The 16,224-nt window shown below is 63.8% G+C and carries 26 protein-coding genes; 1 reads left to right on the top strand and 25 read right to left on the bottom strand.

From position 1 onward, the window contains the following. Nucleotides 1-125: 125 nt before the first annotated feature. Both ssb and G7A98_RS03540 read right to left on the bottom strand, forming a co-directional pair. Nucleotides 126-689 (bottom strand): single-stranded DNA-binding protein, encoded by a 564-nt coding sequence (gene ssb / locus G7A98_RS03545; RefSeq protein WP_163648116.1) that lies wholly within the window; start codon nt 687-689, stop codon nt 126-128. A gap of 28 nt (nt 690-717) precedes the next feature. Further along, nucleotides 718-2,097 (bottom strand): MFS transporter, encoded by a 1,380-nt coding sequence (locus G7A98_RS03540; RefSeq protein ID WP_163648115.1) that lies wholly within the window; start codon nt 2,095-2,097, stop codon nt 718-720. Nucleotides 2,098-2,378: 281 nt separating this feature from the next. Here G7A98_RS03540 and uvrA point away from each other — a divergent pair, with 281 nt between their 5' ends. Continuing rightward, on the top strand, nt 2,379-5,249 hold the full coding sequence (gene uvrA, locus G7A98_RS03535) for an excinuclease ABC subunit UvrA (protein ID WP_163648114.1): 2,871 nt from the start codon (nt 2,379-2,381) through the stop codon (nt 5,247-5,249). A gap of 133 nt (nt 5,250-5,382) precedes the next feature. On the opposite strand, the gene rplQ is transcribed toward uvrA, so the two are convergent. The 23 genes from rplQ to rpsS all read right to left on the bottom strand — a co-directional run bounded on the left by rplQ (nt 5,383) and on the right by rpsS (nt 16,219). After that, nucleotides 5,383-5,769, bottom strand: a complete 387-nt coding sequence (rplQ, locus tag G7A98_RS03530) for a 50S ribosomal protein L17 (RefSeq protein WP_163648113.1) — start codon at nt 5,767-5,769, stop codon at nt 5,383-5,385. Nucleotides 5,770-5,803: 34 nt separating this feature from the next. Beyond that, nucleotides 5,804-6,802 (bottom strand): DNA-directed RNA polymerase subunit alpha, encoded by a 999-nt coding sequence (rpoA, locus tag G7A98_RS03525; protein WP_163648112.1) that lies wholly within the window; start codon nt 6,800-6,802, stop codon nt 5,804-5,806. A 90-nt stretch (nt 6,803-6,892) separates the two neighbouring features. Further along, entirely contained in the window at nt 6,893-7,513 is a 621-nt protein-coding gene (gene rpsD, locus G7A98_RS03520) for a 30S ribosomal protein S4 (RefSeq protein ID WP_163648111.1), read from the bottom strand. Between the two features lie 12 nt (nt 7,514-7,525). Then, nucleotides 7,526-7,912: a 30S ribosomal protein S11 gene (rpsK, locus tag G7A98_RS03515; protein ID WP_011505752.1), complete on the bottom strand. Its 387-nt coding sequence runs from the start codon at nt 7,910-7,912 to the stop codon at nt 7,526-7,528. A 37-nt stretch (nt 7,913-7,949) separates the two neighbouring features. Next, entirely contained in the window at nt 7,950-8,306 is a 357-nt protein-coding gene (rpsM, locus tag G7A98_RS03510; protein WP_163648110.1) for a 30S ribosomal protein S13, read from the bottom strand. A 123-nt stretch (nt 8,307-8,429) separates the two neighbouring features. Beyond that, nucleotides 8,430-8,543, bottom strand: a complete 114-nt coding sequence (gene rpmJ / locus G7A98_RS03505; protein ID WP_031384759.1) for a 50S ribosomal protein L36 — start codon at nt 8,541-8,543, stop codon at nt 8,430-8,432. Nucleotides 8,544-8,574: 31 nt separating this feature from the next. Further along, nucleotides 8,575-9,906: a preprotein translocase subunit SecY gene (secY, locus tag G7A98_RS03500; protein WP_163648109.1), complete on the bottom strand. Its 1,332-nt coding sequence runs from the start codon at nt 9,904-9,906 to the stop codon at nt 8,575-8,577. Further along, nucleotides 9,907-10,341 (bottom strand): 50S ribosomal protein L15, encoded by a 435-nt coding sequence (rplO, locus tag G7A98_RS03495; RefSeq protein ID WP_163648108.1) that lies wholly within the window; start codon nt 10,339-10,341, stop codon nt 9,907-9,909. It abuts the gene before it with no gap. Between the two features lie 3 nt (nt 10,342-10,344). Further along, entirely contained in the window at nt 10,345-10,527 is a 183-nt protein-coding gene (rpmD, locus tag G7A98_RS03490; RefSeq protein ID WP_129141347.1) for a 50S ribosomal protein L30, read from the bottom strand. A gap of 6 nt (nt 10,528-10,533) precedes the next feature. Then, nucleotides 10,534-11,034, bottom strand: a complete 501-nt coding sequence (gene rpsE, locus G7A98_RS03485) for a 30S ribosomal protein S5 (protein WP_163648107.1) — start codon at nt 11,032-11,034, stop codon at nt 10,534-10,536. 11 nt (nt 11,035-11,045) lie between these two features. Then, the gene (gene rplR / locus G7A98_RS03480; RefSeq protein WP_163648106.1) at nt 11,046-11,396 is read right to left on the bottom strand and encodes a 50S ribosomal protein L18; all 351 of its coding nucleotides are present in this window, start codon (nt 11,394-11,396) and stop codon (nt 11,046-11,048) included. Between the two features lie 9 nt (nt 11,397-11,405). Then, a complete protein-coding gene (rplF, locus tag G7A98_RS03475; protein WP_163648105.1) occupies nt 11,406-11,936 on the bottom strand; it encodes a 50S ribosomal protein L6 in 531 nt (176 codons plus the stop codon). Nucleotides 11,937-11,945: 9 nt separating this feature from the next. Further along, nucleotides 11,946-12,338: a 30S ribosomal protein S8 gene (rpsH, locus tag G7A98_RS03470; protein ID WP_163648104.1), complete on the bottom strand. Its 393-nt coding sequence runs from the start codon at nt 12,336-12,338 to the stop codon at nt 11,946-11,948. A 31-nt stretch (nt 12,339-12,369) separates the two neighbouring features. After that, entirely contained in the window at nt 12,370-12,675 is a 306-nt protein-coding gene (rpsN, locus tag G7A98_RS03465; protein ID WP_163648103.1) for a 30S ribosomal protein S14, read from the bottom strand. A gap of 10 nt (nt 12,676-12,685) precedes the next feature. After that, nucleotides 12,686-13,225 carry a 50S ribosomal protein L5 gene (rplE, locus tag G7A98_RS03460; protein ID WP_163648102.1) on the bottom strand — a complete coding sequence of 180 codons (540 nt, stop codon included), beginning with the start codon at nt 13,223-13,225 and terminating at the stop codon, nt 12,686-12,688. Between the two features lie 18 nt (nt 13,226-13,243). After that, on the bottom strand, nt 13,244-13,561 hold the full coding sequence (gene rplX, locus G7A98_RS03455) for a 50S ribosomal protein L24 (RefSeq protein WP_163648101.1): 318 nt from the start codon (nt 13,559-13,561) through the stop codon (nt 13,244-13,246). Between the two features lie 14 nt (nt 13,562-13,575). Further along, the gene (gene rplN / locus G7A98_RS03450) at nt 13,576-13,947 is read right to left on the bottom strand and encodes a 50S ribosomal protein L14 (protein WP_031384770.1); all 372 of its coding nucleotides are present in this window, start codon (nt 13,945-13,947) and stop codon (nt 13,576-13,578) included. A 50-nt stretch (nt 13,948-13,997) separates the two neighbouring features. Beyond that, nucleotides 13,998-14,258: a 30S ribosomal protein S17 gene (rpsQ, locus tag G7A98_RS03445; RefSeq protein ID WP_163648313.1), complete on the bottom strand. Its 261-nt coding sequence runs from the start codon at nt 14,256-14,258 to the stop codon at nt 13,998-14,000. A 1-nt stretch (nt 14,259) separates the two neighbouring features. Beyond that, a complete protein-coding gene (gene rpmC, locus G7A98_RS03440) occupies nt 14,260-14,451 on the bottom strand; it encodes a 50S ribosomal protein L29 (RefSeq protein WP_019020535.1) in 192 nt (63 codons plus the stop codon). Further along, the gene (gene rplP / locus G7A98_RS03435) at nt 14,451-14,864 is read right to left on the bottom strand and encodes a 50S ribosomal protein L16 (protein WP_163648100.1); all 414 of its coding nucleotides are present in this window, start codon (nt 14,862-14,864) and stop codon (nt 14,451-14,453) included. Before rplP ends, rpmC begins: the two co-directional genes overlap by 1 nt. A gap of 15 nt (nt 14,865-14,879) precedes the next feature. Next, nucleotides 14,880-15,581: a 30S ribosomal protein S3 gene (gene rpsC, locus G7A98_RS03430; RefSeq protein ID WP_163648099.1), complete on the bottom strand. Its 702-nt coding sequence runs from the start codon at nt 15,579-15,581 to the stop codon at nt 14,880-14,882. 11 nt (nt 15,582-15,592) lie between these two features. After that, the gene (rplV, locus tag G7A98_RS03425; protein WP_163648098.1) at nt 15,593-15,925 is read right to left on the bottom strand and encodes a 50S ribosomal protein L22; all 333 of its coding nucleotides are present in this window, start codon (nt 15,923-15,925) and stop codon (nt 15,593-15,595) included. A gap of 18 nt (nt 15,926-15,943) precedes the next feature. Further along, nucleotides 15,944-16,219: a 30S ribosomal protein S19 gene (gene rpsS / locus G7A98_RS03420; RefSeq protein ID WP_009098993.1), complete on the bottom strand. Its 276-nt coding sequence runs from the start codon at nt 16,217-16,219 to the stop codon at nt 15,944-15,946. Nucleotides 16,220-16,224 lie beyond the last annotated feature (5 nt).

Raw genomic sequence — 16,224 nt, 5'->3', positions numbered from 1 at the left:
CCTCGACAGATCCGCCACCGAGTCAATGCCACCATGGTTCAAGAGGCCCGGGCCGGCCCCGCCATCAAAACGGCCCCGCCGAGGCGGGGCCGAAACGAGGAGCAAGGCGCGGCAACCGCCACGCCTCAGAACGGGATCTCGTCGTCGAAGTCATCGAAGCCGCCGGGCTGCGGTGCGCCGTAGTTGCCGCCGCCCTGCTGACCGCCCTGGGCCGGCTGCTGGGGCGGGCGCTGCTGGGGCGCATTGTTGCCCTGGCCGCCCTGCTGTCCGTAATTGCCGCCCTGCTGGCCGTAACCGCCCTGCTGGGCGCCGAAATTACCCGGCTGCTGCTGCGGGGCGAAGTCGCCACCGCCACGCGAGTCGAGCATCTGCATGTCGTTGCAGACGATCTCGGTGGAGTAGCGGTCCTGGCCGTTCTGGTCCTGCCACTTGCGGGTCTGCAGCCGCCCCTCGATATACACCTTGCCGCCCTTCTTCAGGTACTGCTGGGCGATCTCGGCGAGCTTGTTGAACAGCACCACGCGGTGCCACTCGGTCCGCTCCTGGCGCTGACCGCTCTGGCGATCCATCCAGGTGTCGGTCGTCGCCACGTTGAGGTTGGCCACCGCCGTTCCCGACGGCGTAAAGCGCACTTCAGGGTCCTGACCCAGATTGCCGATCAGGATGACCTTGTTCACACCACGGGCCATGTTTGACTCCTTGCTGTTGGACGGGCGCTCAGGCGCCCGATGAATCGTCTCGGGTACCGGCCACACGGGCCAGTGCGTCAGTATCCAGGCGCTGCCGGTCGACCTTGAGATAGGCGACCCGCTCGTCGGGCACCACCATCACGTCCTCGACCCCGGCCACCTCGGCGAACTTGGCCATCAGGGTGTCCAGGGGATCGGGATGGTCGTCGAGCGCCACGATCTCGCTGGACAGATGGCGCGGCGCGGGCATCTTCCAGATCACCGCCAGCCACACGGCCCCCAGCAGGGCGGCCCCGAGGAATACCGCATCATAGCCGAAATGCGACGACAGGGCGCCGCCCAGCACGCCGCCGAGGAAGGCGCCGAGGAACTGGCTGGTCGAGTACACGCCCATGGCAGTGCCCTTGGCACCGGCCGGGGCCAGCTTGCTGATCATCGACGGCAGGGTGGCCTCGAGCAGGTTGAAGACCACGAAGAAGGCCCACAGCAGGCCCAGCAGCGCCCAGCGCTGGTGGCCGAGCTCGCCCAGCGCCAGCAGGATCAGGGTCATCCCGGCCACCGCGCCGACGAAGGTGGCCTTCATGCGCCGCTTCTTCTCGGCGATGATCACCAGCGGCACCATGCAGACGAAGGCCAGGCCCATCACCGCCAGGTAGAACCAGCCCTGATGCGAGGCCTGGATGCCCACGTCGACCAGCCGGAACGGCACGGCGACGAAGGCGGCGGTGAGGATCAGGTGCAGGGAGAAGATCGAGAAGTCCAGGCGCAGCAGGCTGGCGCTGGACAGGGTGCTGCGCAGCTGGTCGCGGTCGAGCCCCACGTCGCGGTGGCGGACCAGCCGCGGCGCGGCGGGCACGAGCTTCCACAGCACCAGCAGGCTGACCAGGGCGAGCAGCGCGGTCAGCCAGAACACGCTGGTCAGACCGAAGTGGGCGGCGACCAGGGGGCCGACGACCATGGCGATGGCGAAGGCCACGCCGATCGACAACCCGATGGTGGCCATCGCCGCGGTACGCACTTCCTCGCGGGTCTGGTCGGCGAGCAGCGCCATGATCGCGCCGGCCACCGCGCCACTGCCCTGCAGGCAGCGTCCGAGGATGATCTGATAGATGGTGTCGGCCTCGGCGGCGATCACGCTGCCCAGCATGAACAGCAGCAGGCCGCCGGCGATCACCGCCTTGCGGCCGACCCGGTCGGACAGCAGGCCGAAGGGGATCTGCAGCACGGCCTGGGTCAGGCCGTAGGCGCCCAGCGCCACGCCAACCAGCAGCGGGGTGGCGCCGCTCAGATCATTGGCGTAGAGCGCCAGCACCGGCAGCACCATGAAGAGTCCGAGCATGCGCGTGGCATAGAGGCCGGCCAGGCCGGTGATGGCACGGCGCTCGGTCGTGAGTAGTCGAGCAGTCATTGGCAGGTTCGCAGTCTGGGTGAACGGGATGGGGGAACAGCTTGCGAGCGCGGGGGCCGCCTCGTGACGACGGCGACACCCGACCCGGCCATTCTACCGGTTCCGACCAGAGGGGGGAAAGCGCCGCTCCCTGACCAGAGGCAATCCTGATTGGCTATGGCAAGGGGGGCCGGGGACGGGTCGAAGAGGGGGGCCTGTTCCATGACCGGACAACCCAGGTTGTTAGAGCCCCGGCCGGCCAGCGCGTATACTGGTCCCTTTGCGCTGCGCACGAGGTGGCAATGGACAGGATCCAGGTCAGGGGAGCCCGCACCCACAACCTCCAGAACATCGACGTCGAGCTGCCGCGCGACCGGTTGATCGTGGTCACCGGGCTGTCGGGGTCCGGCAAGTCCTCGCTGGCCTTCGACACCCTCTACGCCGAGGGCCAGCGACGCTACGTCGAGTCGCTGTCCACCTATGCCCGGCAGTTCCTGTCGATGATGGAGAAGCCCGACGTCGATCACATCGAGGGGCTGTCGCCGGCGATCTCCATCGAGCAGAAGTCCACCTCGCACAACCCGCGCTCGACCGTGGGCACCATCACCGAGATCTACGACTACCTGCGCCTGCTGTTCGCCCGCGCCGGCACGCCGCGCTGCCCCGAGCACGGCAACGACCTCGAGGCCCAGACCGTCTCGCAGATGGTCGACCAGGTGCTGGCGCTGCCCGAGGGCAGCCGGCTGATGCTGCTGGCCCCGGTCGTCAAGGGCCGCAAGGGCGAGCACCAGCAGCTGATCAGCGAGCTGCGCGCCCAGGGCTTCGTGCGGGTGATGGTCGACGGCCAGGTCTGCGAGTTCGACGAGATTCCGCCGCTCGACAAGAACAAGAAGCACGACATCAGCGTGGTGGTGGATCGCGTCAAGGTGCGCGACGATCTCCAGCAGCGCCTCGCCGAGTCGTTCGAGACCGCGCTGAACCTGTCCGACGGCATCGCCATCGTCCACTTCATGGACGGCGAGCGCGAGGACCTCACCTTCTCGGCTCGCTTCGCCTGCCCGGTGTGCGGCTACTCGATCGCCGAGCTCGAGCCGCGGATGTTCTCGTTCAACAACCCGGCCGGCGCCTGCCCGACCTGCGACGGCCTGGGCAGCCAGCAGTACTTCGACCCGGACAAGCTGATCAGCCACCCCGAGCTGTCGCTGGCCGAGGGCGTGATCAAGGGCTGGGACCGGCGCAGCGTCTACTACTTCAACCAGCTGCAGGCGGTCGCCCGCCACTATCGTTTCGAGCTCGAGACGCCGTGGAGCGAGCTGGCCCGCCACGAGCGCGACATCGTTCTCAACGGCAGCGGCCACGACGCCATCGCCTTCTCCTACGTCAACGACCGCGGCCGCAAGGTGACCCGCGAGCATCCCTTCGAGGGGGTGCTGCCCAACATGCAGCGGCGCTACCGCGAGACCGACTCGAGCATGGTCCGCGAGGACCTCGCCAGGTACCTGGCGGTCCAGCCCTGCCCGAGCTGCCACGGCACCCGCCTGCGGCGCGAGTCGCGCCACGTCTACATCGACGAGCACAGCCTGCCGGATCTCGTGCGCCTGCCGATCGGCGAGGCTCGGGCGTACTTCCAGGCGCTGGAGCTGCCCGGGCGCAAGGGCGAGATCGCCGCCAAGATCGTCCGCGAGATCCATGCCCGGCTGGAGTTTCTGGTCAACGTCGGCCTCGACTACCTCAACCTGGAGCGCAGCGCCGACACCCTCTCCGGCGGCGAGGCCCAGCGCATCCGCCTGGCCAGCCAGATCGGCGCCGGCCTGGTGGGGGTGATGTACATCCTCGACGAACCGTCGATCGGCCTGCACCAGCGCGACAACGATCGCCTGCTCAAGACCCTCGAGCACCTGCGCGACCTGGGCAACACGGTGATCGTCGTCGAGCACGACGAGGACGCCATCCGCGCCGCCGATCACGTGCTCGACATCGGCCCCGGCGCCGGGGTGCACGGCGGGCGCATCGTCGCCCAGGGCACCCCGGCCGAGGTCGAGGCCAGCGACGCCTCGCTGACCGGGCAGTACCTGGCCGGCACGCGCCGCATCGAGGTGCCGCCGTATCGCATTCCCGGCAATCCCGAGAAGCTCGTGCGGCTCACCGGCGCGCGCGGCAACAACCTCCAGGACGTCACCCTCGAGCTGCCGCTGGGGCTGTTCGTCTGCGTCACCGGGGTCTCGGGGTCCGGCAAGTCGACGCTGATCAACTCGACGCTGATGCCGATCGCCGCCCGCGAGCTCAACCGGGCCTCGACCCTGACGCCGGCGGCGCATACCGCCATCGAGGGGCTCGACCAGCTCGACAAGGTCATCGACATCGACCAGAGCCCGATCGGTCGCACGCCACGCTCCAACCCGGCCACCTACACCGGCATCTTCACGCCGATCCGCGAGCTGTTCGCCGGCACCCAGGAGGCCCGCGCCCGCGGCTACAAGCCGGGCCGCTTCTCCTTCAACGTCAAGGGCGGGCGCTGCGAGGCGTGCCAGGGCGAGGGCATGATCAAGGTCGAGATGCACTTCCTGCCCGACATCTACGTGCCCTGCGACGTCTGCAAGGGCAAGCGCTACAACCGCGAGACGCTGGAGATCACCTACAAGGGCCGGAACATCCACGAGGTGCTGGAGATGACCGTCGAGGAGGCGCTGGACTTCTTCTCGCCGGTGCCGGCGATCGCCCGGCGCCTGCAGACGCTGATGGACGTGGGCCTGTCCTACGTGCGCCTGGGCCAGAGCGCCACCACGCTCTCCGGCGGCGAGGCGCAGCGCGTCAAGCTGGCCCGCGAGCTGGCCAAGCGCGACACCGGCAAGACGCTCTACATCCTCGACGAGCCCACCACCGGGCTGCACTTCGAGGACATCCGCCAGCTGCTGACGGTGCTGCACCGCCTGCGCGACCACGGCAACACCATCGTGGTCATCGAGCACAACCTCGACGTGATCAAGACCGCGGACTGGCTGATCGACCTGGGCCCCGAGGGCGGCTCCGGCGGCGGACGGATCATCGCCGAGGGCACCCCGGAGCACGTGGCGACGCTCGAGCACTCGCACACCGGGCGCTTCCTCAAGCCGTTGCTGGAGAAGCAGTCGGCGAGCCGCGAACCTCGGGCCACCAGCGCCGCGGAGACCTGACCCGGGCTCGAAAGCTCGGCTTCCAGCCTCAGGCGCGAAGTCGAGCCCTTCCCGCTTTCCGTTCATAAAAAAAGCCGGCCCCCGAGGGGGCCGGCTTGCGGCGTCGCCGATGGCCGGGAAGCCTGGCGGAGGATCACTCCTCGCCGGCAGCTTCCTCGACGGCCGGCCGATCGACCAGCTCGACGTAGGCCATGGGGGCGTTGTCGCCGGCGCGGAAACCGCACTTCAGCACACGGACGTAGCCGCCCGGGCGATTGGCGTAACGCGGACCCAGCTCGTTGAAGAGCTTGCCGACCGCTTCCTTGGAGCGGGTGCGGCTGAAGGCCAGACGACGGTTGGCGACGCTGTCCTGCTTGGCCAGGGTGATCAGCGGCTCGATATGACGACGCAGCTCCTTGGCCTTGGGCAGGGTTGTCTTGATCACCTCATGCTCGACCAGCGACACGCTCATGTTCTTGAACATGGCCTGGCGGTGCGAGCTGTTGCGGTTCAGATGACGACCACTCTTACGATGACGCATGGTTTTGTTCCTTAACTGGGACTCGAGTCGACGCTCACGCGGAGGCCTTGTCGTCCTTGAGGCTGGCCGGCGGCCAGTTCTCAAGCCGCATGCCCAAGGAGAGACCGCGCGCTGCCAGGACGTCCTTGATTTCGTTCAGGGACTTCTTGCCGAGGTTCGGCGTCTTCAGCAGCTCCACCTCGGTGCGCTGGATCAGATCGCCAATGTAGTAGATGTTCTCGGCCTTCAGGCAGTTGGCGCTGCGTACGGTCAACTCGAGATCGTCTACGGGGCGCAGCAGGATGGGATCGATGTGATCCTCTTCCTCCTCGACTTCCTGTTCCTTGTCGGCTTCCAGGTCGACGAACGCGCCCAGCTGCTCCTGCAGGATGGTCGCGCTGCGACGGATCGCCTCTTCCGGATCCAGGGTACCGTCGGTTTCCAGGTTGATGACCAGCTTGTCGAGGTCGGTGCGCTGTTCGACACGCGCGGCCTCGACGGCATAGGAAACGCGACGCACGGGGCTGAAGGTCGCATCCAGCTGCAGGCGACCGATGGCCCGGGATTCGTCATCCGCGCTGGCACGAGTATCCGCCGGCTCATAGCCACGCCCGCGGGCGATCTTGAGCTGCATCTTCAGCTCGGCGCCCTCGTTGACGTGAGCGATTACGTGCTCGGGATTGACGATCTCGACATCGTGATCCGTGGCGATGTCACCGGCAGTCACGACGCACGGCCCCTGCTTGTTCAGCGAGAGTACGGCCTCGTCGCGGCTGTGCATCTTGATCGCCACGTCCTTGAGGTTCAGGAGGATTTCGATGACATCTTCCTGGACCCCCTCGATCGCGCTGTACTCGTGGTCGACACCGGCGATTTCCGCCTCCACCACGGCGCAGCCGGGCATGGAAGACAGCAGGATGCGACGCAGAGCATTCCCCAGGGTGTGACCGAAGCCGCGCTCGAACGGCTCGAGCACGATCTTCGCGTGGTGCGCGCTGATCTCTTCGACCTTGATGTCGCGAGGACGGAGAAACTCTGTCACTGAACGCTGCATATGAACACCTTTTCAGGCTGCCAAACGGATACTCGGTACTCTGCACCGGGCCCGCCCGAGGGCAGGCCCGGCATCACGCGGTGGCGATGCTTACTTCGAGTACAGCTCGACAATCAGGTTTTCGTTGATGTCGGCAGACAGGTCGCCGCGTTCCGGGACAGCCTTGAAAGTGCCTTCCATCTTCTTCGAGTCGACATCGACCCAGCCGATGTCGCCGCGCTGGCCGGCCAGCTGCAGGGCGCTCTGGATGCGCACCTGGTTCTTGGCCTTCTCGCGCACGGAGACGACATCACCGGGGCGAACCTGATAGGAAGCCACGTTGACGGTCTTGCCGTTGACGGCGATCGCCTTGTGGCTGACCAGCTGACGCGCTTCGGCACGTGTCGAGCCGAAGCCCATGCGGTAGACGACGTTGTCCAGTCGGGATTCGAGCAACTGCAGCAGCAACTCGCCGGTCGCGCCCTTCAGGCGGGCCGCTTCCTTGTAGTAGTTGCGGAACTGCTTCTCGAGTACGCCGTACATGCGACGTACTTTCTGCTTCTCGCGAAGCTGCAAGCCGTAGTCGGAAAGACGCTGACGGCGCTGGCCGTGCACACCCGGAATCTGCTCGGATTTGCACTTCTTCTCGAAGGGAGTGACACCGCTCTTGAGGAAGAGGTCGGTGCCTTCACGACGAGACAGTTTGCACTTCGGTCCAATATAACGAGCCATGAGTCTGTCTCCTTAAACGCGGCGTTTCTTCGGCGGACGGCAGCCGTTGTGGGGAACGGGCGTCGCGTCGGTGATGCTTTGCACGCGGAAACCGGCGGCATTCAGTGCGCGCACGGCGGACTCACGGCCCGGACCGGGGCCTTTGACCAGCACGTCGACGTTCTTTACACCATACTCGGCTGCAGCGGTCGCTGCACGTTCGCTTGCCACTTGAGCAGCGAACGGGGTGCTCTTGCGAGAACCACGAAAACCCGAACCACCGGCAGTTGCCCAGGAAAGGGCATTGCCCTGGCGGTCTGTGATCGTCACGATCGTGTTGTTAAAGGAGGCATGGATGTGGGCAACCGCATCCACTACCTGCTTTTTCACCTTTTTACGGTTACTACGCGGGTTAGCCATGTTGATGTTTCCTGTCTAAACGCCAGAACGTACGTGATTATTTGCGAATCGGTTTGCGCGGGCCCTTGCGGGTACGCGCATTGGTCTTGGTGCGCTGGCCGCGCAACGGAAGACCACGACGATGGCGCAGACCACGATAGCAACCCAGGTCCATGAGACGCTTGATGTTCAGCGTCGTGTCACGGCGAAGGTCGCCTTCAACGGTGTATTTGCCGACTTCAGTACGCAGGGCATCCACCTGTTCGGCGGACAGCTCCTGAATCTTGGTGGTCGGCGCAATACCGACCGCAGCACAGATGTCCTGTGCACGAGTGCGGCCAATCCCGAAGATATAGGTCAGCGAGATCGCCGCATGCTTGTTGTCCGGGATATTGACGCCTGCAATACGGGCCATCAGCTTTCTCCGAAATTTGAGCGGCTTGCTCGATTGGTCATCTACAAAGGGCGCAACAGCTTACACCTTTGTCCCTCCCGGGACAAGGGCGTAAGCCGGCGCCCGCATTGAAACAGCGGCAGATCAGCCCTGGCGCTGCTTGTGCCGCGGCTCGGTGCAGATGACGCGAACCGCGCCATTACGCCGAATGATCTTGCAGTTGCGGCACATTTTCTTGACGGAAGCTCGAACTTTCATCGTTCTCTCCATTACGCGGCAGGCGCGATGCTCAGCGCATCAGGCCGCCGCTTCCGTAGCCTTTCAGGTTGGACTTCTTCATCACCGACTCGTACTGGTGCGACATCAGATGCGACTGAACCTGCGCCATGAAGTCCATGATGACCACGACCACGATCAGCAACGAGGTTCCGCCGAAGAAGAACGGAACGTTCCATGCGATGATCAGGAACTGGGGCATCAGGGAAACGGCGGTGATGTAGAGGGCACCGAACAGCGTCAGGCGCGTCATCACCTTGTCGACGTAGCGAGCGGTCTGCTCACCGGGACGGATACCCGGCAGGAACGCACCAGACTTCTTGAGGTTGTCGGCCACGTCCTTGGGATTGAAGACCAGCGCCGTGTAAAAGAAGCAGAAGAATACCACTGCCGCGGCGAAAAGCAAGATGTACAGCGGCTGCCCCGGCCCCAGGGACTGGGAGATGGCCTGCAGCCATTCGAAGCCCTTGGCCGATCCCAGCCACTGGCCGATCGACGCGGGGAACAGCAGGATGCTCGAGGCGAAGATCGCCGGAATGACCCCGGCCATGTTGACCTTGAGCGGCAGGTAGCTGCTCTGCCCAGCATACATCTTGTTGCCGACCTGGCGACGCGGGTAGTTCACCGTGATGCGGCGCTGGCCGCGCTCGATGAACACCACGAACGCCACGGTGGCGATTGCCAGCACGGAAAGCGCCAGCAGCGGCAGGACATTCCACGCGCCATCGTTGCGCGCCAGTTCGAAGGACTGACCGATCGCCCCGGGAAGCCCGGCGACGATCCCCGCGAAGATGATCAGCGAGATGCCGTTGCCGATCCCCTTCTCGGTAATCTGCTCGCCCAGCCACATCAAGAACACCGCACCGGCGACGAACGAGACGATCGCGGTGAAGTAGAAGCTGAAGTCGCTGGTATAGGTCACGCCCTGTCCGACCAGACCGACTGCCATGCCGGTCGCCTGGATCAAGGCCAGTACCACGGTGCCGTAGCGGGTGTACTGGCTGATCTTGCGCCGGCCGGCCTCACCTTCCTTCTTCAGCTGCTCGAGCTGGGGCGAGACCGCCGTCAGAAGCTGCATGATGATCGACGCGGAGATGTAGGGCATGATCCCCAGCGCCAGGATACTCATGCGTGACAGTGCACCCCCGGAGAACATGTTGAACATGCCCAGGATGGTGCCCTGATTTTCCCTGAACAAGGCAGCGAGCTGGTCAGGATCGATACCGGGAACGGGAATGTGGGAACCGATGCGGTACACCACGATGGCGATGAACACGAAGCGCAGACGCGCCCAGAGTTCACTCAAGCCGCCCCCCGTTGCCGGCATGTTTCCTGACTTAGCCATTTAGTCCTCGACCTTGCCGCCGGCGGCCTCGATCGCGGCACGGGCACCCTTGGTGACCTTGAGTCCGCGCACGGTGACCGCCTTGTTCAGTTCGCCGGAAAGGATGACCTTCGCGAAGCGCGTGGCATCCTTGAGCACGTTGGCCTTCTTCAGCGTCTCCAGGTCGGCGACATCGCCCTCGACCCGTGCCAGCTCGTCCAGGCGCACCTCTTCGGAAACCATCGATTTCGCGGAGGTGAAGCCGAACTTCGGCAGACGACGCTGCAGCGGCATCTGGCCGCCCTCGAAACCGGGCTTGACGCCGCCGCCGGTACGAGACTTCTGGCCCTTGTGGCCGCGGCCGCCGGTCTTGCCCAGACCGGAGCCGATGCCACGGCCGACACGCTTCTCGGCGTGCTTGGAGCCCGGTGCCGGGCTCAGGCTATTGAGTTTCATGGATTACTCTCCCTCAACACGCACAAGGTAGTTAACCTTGTTGACCATACCGCGTACGGCAGGGGTGTCTTCCAACTCGACGGTGTGACCGATGCGGCGCAGCCCAAGACCGCGCATGGTGGCCTTGTGCTTTTCCAGAACGCCGATGGTGCTGCGAACCTGGGTAACCTTGATCTTCGCTGCCATGTTGCCTTACCCCGCGATCTCTTCGACGGACAGACCGCGCTTTGCAGCGATGTCTTCCGGCGCTTGCATGGAGGCCAGGCCGTTGATGGTCGCGCGGACCACGTTCACCGGATTGGTGGAGCCGTAGCACTTGGCCAGGACGTCGTGGACACCGGCCAGCTCGAGCACGGAGCGCATGGCGCCGCCGGCGATGATCCCGGTACCTTCGGAAGCCGGCTGCATGTAGACCTTGGAGGCGCCGTGACGGGCCTTCACCGGGTACTGCAGCGTGCTGCCGCGCAGGCTGACCTTGACCATGTTGCGGCGGGCCTGGTCCATCGCCTTCTGGATCGCGACCGGCACCTCGCGGGCCTTGCCGCGACCGAAACCGACGCGACCGTTGCCGTCACCGACGACGGTCAGTGCGGTGAAACCGAAGATGCGGCCGCCCTTGACCACCTTGGCGACACGGTTGACCTGCACCAGCTTTTCCTGCAGGTCGCCGCCTTTCTGTTCGATATTCGCCATCGTAAAACCCTTTAGAATTCCAGGCCGCCTTCACGTGCGGCATCGGCCAGGGCCTTGACGCGACCGTGATACTTGAAACCGGCACGGTCGAAGGCTACCTGGGTGATACCCGCTTCCTTGGCGCGTTCGGCAATCATCGCACCAACCTTGGCGGCGGCGTCAGTGTTGCCGGTACCGCCCTCGCGCAGGCTCTTGTCGAGCGTGGAGGCGCTGGCCAGGACCTGGCCGCCGTCTGGCGAGATGATCTGCGCGTAGATGTGGCGCGGCGTACGGTTGACGCACAGGCGATACACGCCCAGCTCGCGGATCTTGGCGCGAGCGCGGCGGGCACGACGGAGACGAGATTCTTTCTTCGCGTTCATAACCCTGCCTTACTTCTTCTTGGCTTCTTTGCGGCGGACCTGTTCGTCGCCGTACCGGATACCCTTGCCCTTGTAGGGTTCGGGCGGACGGAAGGCGCGAATTTCCGCTGCCACCTGGCCGAGACGCTGCTTGTCCGCGCTCTTGAGCACGATGGTGGTGTTCTTGGGCGTTTCCGCCGTGACACCCTCGGGCAGCGCGTATTCGACCGGATGAGAGAAGCCGAGTGTCAGGTTGAGCGTCTTGCCACTTGCCTGGGCACGATAGCCGACGCCATTGATCTCGAGGGTCCGGGAGAACCCTTCGGACACACCGGTGACCATGTTCTGGACCAGTGCGCGGGTGGTGCCTGCCATCGCCCAGCTCTTGGCCGACTCGCTCGGCGCAAAGGTCAGCTGGCCTTCTTCCTGGCCGATCACCACATCGGGGTGAACGGTCATGGACAGCGTGCCCTGACCGCCCTTGACGGTCAGCTGGTCGCCGTCGAGCTTGAACTCGACGCCGCTCGGCAGTTTAACCGGATATTTGGCTACGCGGGACATTCGTCACTCCTAGAATACGGTGCAGATGACTTCACCGCCGACACCGGCCTGCCGCGCCGCACGATCGGTCATCACGCCCCTGGAGGTGGAAACGATCGCGACGCCCAGGCCATCAGCGACCTTCGGCAGCTCGTCCTTGCCCTTGTAGCTGCGCAGGGACGGCTTGGAGGCGCGCTGGATGTGTTCGATGACCGGCTTGCCCTCGAAGTACTTGAGGACCACGGACAGTTCCGGCTTGGCGCTTTCGGCCACGGTGTAGTCGGTGATGTAACCCTCTTCCTTCAATACGCGGGCCACCTCGACCTTGAGCTTGGAGGACGGCATGGAAACCGCCTCCTTGGTGGCCATCTGCGCATTGCGGATACGGGTGAACATATCCGCCAGCGTATCTTGCATGCTCATTACGTTGCGCTCCTGATGATTCTACGTGGCGTTACCAGCTGGACTTCTTGAGTCCGGGTACGTCGCCACGCATGGCGGCTTCACGCAGCTTGTTGCGGCCGAGGCCGAACTTGTTGTAGTAGCCGTGCGGACGGCCAGTGATCCGGCAGCGGTTGCGCTGACGGACCGGACTGGAGTCGCGCGGCAACGACTGCAGCTTCAGCTGGGCGTCGAAGCGCTCTTCATCGGAAGCGTTGACGTCATAGATGACGGCCTTGAGCTCGGCACGCTTGGCGGCGTACTTGTCGGCCAGCTTCGCGCGCTTGAGCTCACGCTCTACCATGCTTTTCTTTGCCATGATCCCACCCTTATTTCTTGAACGGGAAGTTCAGCGCGCTCAGCAGCGCACGGCCTTCTTCATCGCTGTTGGCAGTGGTGGTGATGGTGACATCGAGACCACGAATCCGGTCGATCTTATCATATTCGATCTCCGGGAAGATGATCTGCTCACGCACCCCCATGGAGTAGTTGCCACGGCCGTCGAAGGACTTCGGGTTCAGGCCCCGGAAGTCGCGAACGCGCGGAATCGCCACGTTCACCAGACGGTCGAGGAAATCCCACATGCGCTCGCGACGCAGAGTGACCTTGATGCCGATCGGCCAGCCCTCACGGACCTTGAAGCCTGCGATGGACTTGCGTGCCTTGGTCACCATCGGCTTCTGACCGGAGAGCTTCTCCAGGTCGCCGATGGCGTTGTCGATCAGCTTCTTGTCGCTGGTCGCATCGCCGATACCCATGTTCAGGGTCACTTTGGTGATCCGCGGCACCTGCATCACGTTGGCATAGCTGAACTGCTCCTGCAGTTTAGCCATCACCTCGTTCTGATAACGTTCTTTCAAGTTCGCCATTTTGCTATCCGACTCGCGTTAGGCGTCGATCTGCTTTTGCGTCGACTTGTAGATACGTACCTTGGTACCGTCTTCCTGAACCTGGAAGCCGACGCGATCCGCTTTGCCGGTCTCCGCGTTGAAGATGGCCACGTTGGACGCGTGAATCGGAGCCTCGCGCTCGACGATACCCCCCTGGTTGCCCAGCATGGGGTTGGGCTTGGTGTGACGCTTGATCATGTTCACACCAGAGACGACGTAACGGCCGTCCTTGAGGACACGCTTGATGGTGCCCCGCTTGCCCTTGTCCTTGCCGGCGATGACGACCACTTCATCGTCACGTTTGATCTTTTGCATATCCGCCTCGCTCCTTACAGCACTTCGGGCGCCAAGGAAATGATCTTCATGAACTTCTCGGTGCGGAGCTCACGAGTGACCGGCCCGAAGATACGGGTGCCGACCGGCTGTTCGTTGGTGTTGTTCAACAGAACCGCCGCATTTCCGTCGAAGCGGATCAGCGAACCGTCGTTACGACGGACGCCACTGCGGGTGCGAACCACAACCGCCTTCATGACCTGGCCCTTCTTGACCTTGCCACGGGGGATGGCTTCCTTCACCGTTACCTTGATGATGTCACCCACGCGGGCGTAGCGGCGATGAGAACCGCCCAACACCTTGATGCACTGCACCCGGCGCGCCCCGCTGTTGTCGGCGACATCCAGCATTGTCTGAGTCTGAATCATCGGTTTTCTCCAAACCTAATCTGACTGCACTGGTTTCAGGCGCGAGCCGTTCAGCCCTTGGCCTGCTCGACGACCTCGACCAGCGTCCAGGACTTGCGCTTCGACAGCGGACGGCATTCCTCGATGGAAACCGTGTCGCCCAGCTTCGCCTGGTTCGCCTCGTCGTGGGCGTGCAGCTTGGTGGAGCGCTTCATGTACTTGCCGTAGATCGGATGGCGCACGCGGCGCTCGATCATGACGACAATGGACTTGTCCATCTTGTCGCTCACCACCTTGCCGGTGAGCGTACGAGCTTTCTTCTCTTCGGCCATCTCAGTCACCTGCCTTCTCGTTGAGCACCGTCTTCACGCGGGCGATGTCCCGGCGTACCTGCTTGAGCAGATGCGTCTGGCTCAACTGGCCGGTGGCCTTCTGCATGCGCAGGTTGAACTGCTCGCGGAGGAGTTCGAAAAGCTGCTCCTGCAGCGCTTCGACCGATTTTTCACGAATTTCCTGGGCTTTCATCACATCACCGTCCGTTTCACAAAGGTGGTCGAGACCGGGAATTTCTGGGCGGCCAGCGCAAAGGCTTCACGCGCCAGCTCTTCGGAGACCCCTTCGATCTCGTAGAGCACCTTGCCGGGCTGGATCTGTGCGACCCAGTACTCGACGGAGCCCTTACCTTTACCCATACGGACTTCCAGCGGCTTGTTGGAAATCGGCTTGTCAGGGAAGACCCGAATCCAGATCTTGCCGCCACGCTTGACGTGACGAGTGATGGCACGACGGCCGGCCTCGATCTGGCGCGCAGTCACGCGGCCGCGACCGGTGGCCTTGAGGCCGTACTCGCCGAAGCTCACCTTGCTGCCGCGATGCGCCAGGCCACGGTTGCGGCCCTTCTGCACCTTGCGGAACTTCGTACGCTTGGGTTGTAACATCGACTACATCTCCCCTTACTTGGAACCTTTCTTCTTGGGTGCGCCCTGGTTCTGCTGCTGCTTCTGCTTGGCGCGCACCTCTTCGATGCCCCCGAGGATTTCACCCTTGAAGATCCACACCTTGACGCCGATGACGCCGTAAGTGGTGTGGGCTTCGTAGGTGGCGTAATCGATGTCCGCACGCAGGGTGTGCAGCGGCACACGGCCTTCGCGGTACCACTCGGTACGGGCGATCTCGGCACCGCCGAGACGACCGGACAGCTGGATCTTGATGCCGCCGGCACCCAGGCGCATGGCGTTCTGCACGGCACGCTTCATGGCGCGACGGAACATCACGCGACGCTCGAGCTGGCCGCAGACGTTCTGCGCGACGAGCTGGGCGTCGAGTTCCGGCTTGCGGACTTCCTCGATGTTGACGTGCACCGGCACGCCCATCATCTCGGTGACTTCGCGACGCAGACGATCGACGTCCTCGCCCTTCTTGCCGATCACGATACCCGGACGTGCGGTGTGAATCGTGATGCGTGCATTGTTGGCGGGGCGCTCGATGGTGATGCGGCTCACGGAGGCGTTCTTGAGACGCTGCTCCAGGAAGCGACGCACTTCGAGATCGTTGTTCAGCTTATCGGCGTAGGCACCGCGCTCGGCGTACCAGACGGACGTGTGGTCCTTGACGATACCCAGCCGAATGCCTGTCGGATTTACTTTCTGACCCATCTGGTCGACTCCTACTTCTCGGCTACCTTGACGGTGATGTGGCAAGTGCGCTTCAAAATGCGATCCGCACGGCCCTTGGCGCGCGGCTGGATGCGCTTGAGCGTCATGCCCTCATCGACGCAGATGGTCGAGACACGCAGCTCGTCGATGTCCATGCCGTTGTTTTCTTCCGCATTCGCGATGGCGGACTGCAGCACTTTCTTGACCAGCTTGGCGGCCTTCTTCGGGGAGAAGGTCAGCAGGTCGAGTGCCTCGGCGACCGGCTTACCGCGCACCTGGTCAGCCACCAAACGGGCCTTCTGGGCGGATAAGCTAGCGCCACGCAGCTTTGCTGTGACTTCCATCTCTAATCCTCTCTCGGCTTACCGTTTGGCTTTCTTGTCCGCCGCGTGGCCGCGATAGGTGCGGGTGGCAGCGAATTCGCCCAGCTTGTGGCCGACCATTTCCTCGGAGACGTGCACCGGGACGTGCTGGCGACCGTTGTGGACCGCAATGGTGAGCCCGACCATGTTGGGCAGGATCATGGAACGACGCGACCAGGTCTTGATCGGTTTGCGGTCGTTCTTCTCCACTGCAGCCTCGACCTTCTTCAGCAGATGAAGGTCGATAAAGGGACCTTTCTTCAGTGAACGTGGCACAGCCG

It is taken from the genome of Modicisalibacter sp. 'Wilcox' (assembly GCF_010993675.1).
Classification (GTDB): domain Bacteria; phylum Pseudomonadota; class Gammaproteobacteria; order Pseudomonadales; family Halomonadaceae; genus Modicisalibacter; species Modicisalibacter tunisiensis.
The sequence above is the reverse complement of the archived record's forward strand: the minus strand, read 5'-3'. Positions and strand labels throughout refer to the sequence as shown.

Bases quoted from the DNA above. Each gene is read 5' to 3' on its own strand.
- rplR (WP_163648106.1), bottom strand. From the start codon at position 11,396: ATGAACGCGAAGAAAGAATCTCGTCTCCGTCGTGCCCGCCGCGCTCGC.
- uvrA (WP_163648114.1), top strand. From the start codon at position 2,379: ATGGACAGGATCCAGGTCAGGGGAGCCCGCACCCACAACCTCCAGAAC.
- rplX (WP_163648101.1), bottom strand. From the start codon at position 13,561: ATGCAAAAGATCAAACGTGACGATGAAGTGGTCGTCATCGCCGGCAAG.
- rpsN (WP_163648103.1), bottom strand. From the start codon at position 12,675: ATGGCAAAGAAAAGCATGGTAGAGCGTGAGCTCAAGCGCGCGAAGCTG.
- rpsM (WP_163648110.1), bottom strand. From the start codon at position 8,306: ATGGCCCGTATTGCAGGCGTCAATATCCCGGACAACAAGCATGCGGCG.
- ssb (WP_163648116.1), bottom strand. From the start codon at position 689: ATGGCCCGTGGTGTGAACAAGGTCATCCTGATCGGCAATCTGGGTCAG.
- rplQ (WP_163648113.1), bottom strand. From the start codon at position 5,769: ATGCGTCATCGTAAGAGTGGTCGTCATCTGAACCGCAACAGCTCGCAC.
- rplO (WP_163648108.1), bottom strand. From the start codon at position 10,341: ATGAAACTCAATAGCCTGAGCCCGGCACCGGGCTCCAAGCACGCCGAG.
- rplN (WP_031384770.1), bottom strand. From the start codon at position 13,947: ATGATTCAGACTCAGACAATGCTGGATGTCGCCGACAACAGCGGGGCG.
- rpsC (WP_163648099.1), bottom strand. From the start codon at position 15,581: ATGGGTCAGAAAGTAAATCCGACAGGCATTCGGCTGGGTATCGTCAAG.
- rpmJ (WP_031384759.1), bottom strand. From the start codon at position 8,543: ATGAAAGTTCGAGCTTCCGTCAAGAAAATGTGCCGCAACTGCAAGATC.
- secY (WP_163648109.1), bottom strand. From the start codon at position 9,906: ATGGCTAAGTCAGGAAACATGCCGGCAACGGGGGGCGGCTTGAGTGAA.
- rpsQ (WP_163648313.1), bottom strand. From the start codon at position 14,258: ATGGCCGAAGAGAAGAAAGCTCGTACGCTCACCGGCAAGGTGGTGAGC.
- rpsK (WP_011505752.1), bottom strand. From the start codon at position 7,912: ATGGCTAACCCGCGTAGTAACCGTAAAAAGGTGAAAAAGCAGGTAGTG.
- rpmD (WP_129141347.1), bottom strand. From the start codon at position 10,527: ATGGCAGCGAAGATCAAGGTTACCCAGGTTCGCAGCACCATCGGCGTT.
- G7A98_RS03540 (WP_163648115.1), bottom strand. From the start codon at position 2,097: ATGACTGCTCGACTACTCACGACCGAGCGCCGTGCCATCACCGGCCTG.
- rpsH (WP_163648104.1), bottom strand. From the start codon at position 12,338: ATGAGCATGCAAGATACGCTGGCGGATATGTTCACCCGTATCCGCAAT.
- rpsE (WP_163648107.1), bottom strand. From the start codon at position 11,034: ATGGCGAATATCGAACAGAAAGGCGGCGACCTGCAGGAAAAGCTGGTG.
- rplV (WP_163648098.1), bottom strand. From the start codon at position 15,925: ATGGAAGTCACAGCAAAGCTGCGTGGCGCTAGCTTATCCGCCCAGAAG.
- rpmC (WP_019020535.1), bottom strand. From the start codon at position 14,451: ATGAAAGCCCAGGAAATTCGTGAAAAATCGGTCGAAGCGCTGCAGGAG.
- rplP (WP_163648100.1), bottom strand. From the start codon at position 14,864: ATGTTACAACCCAAGCGTACGAAGTTCCGCAAGGTGCAGAAGGGCCGC.
- rpoA (WP_163648112.1), bottom strand. From the start codon at position 6,802: ATGCAGCGTTCAGTGACAGAGTTTCTCCGTCCTCGCGACATCAAGGTC.
- rpsD (WP_163648111.1), bottom strand. From the start codon at position 7,513: ATGGCTCGTTATATTGGACCGAAGTGCAAACTGTCTCGTCGTGAAGGC.
- rplE (WP_163648102.1), bottom strand. From the start codon at position 13,225: ATGGCGAACTTGAAAGAACGTTATCAGAACGAGGTGATGGCTAAACTG.
- rplF (WP_163648105.1), bottom strand. From the start codon at position 11,936: ATGTCCCGCGTAGCCAAATATCCGGTTAAACTGCCGAGCGGCGTCGAG.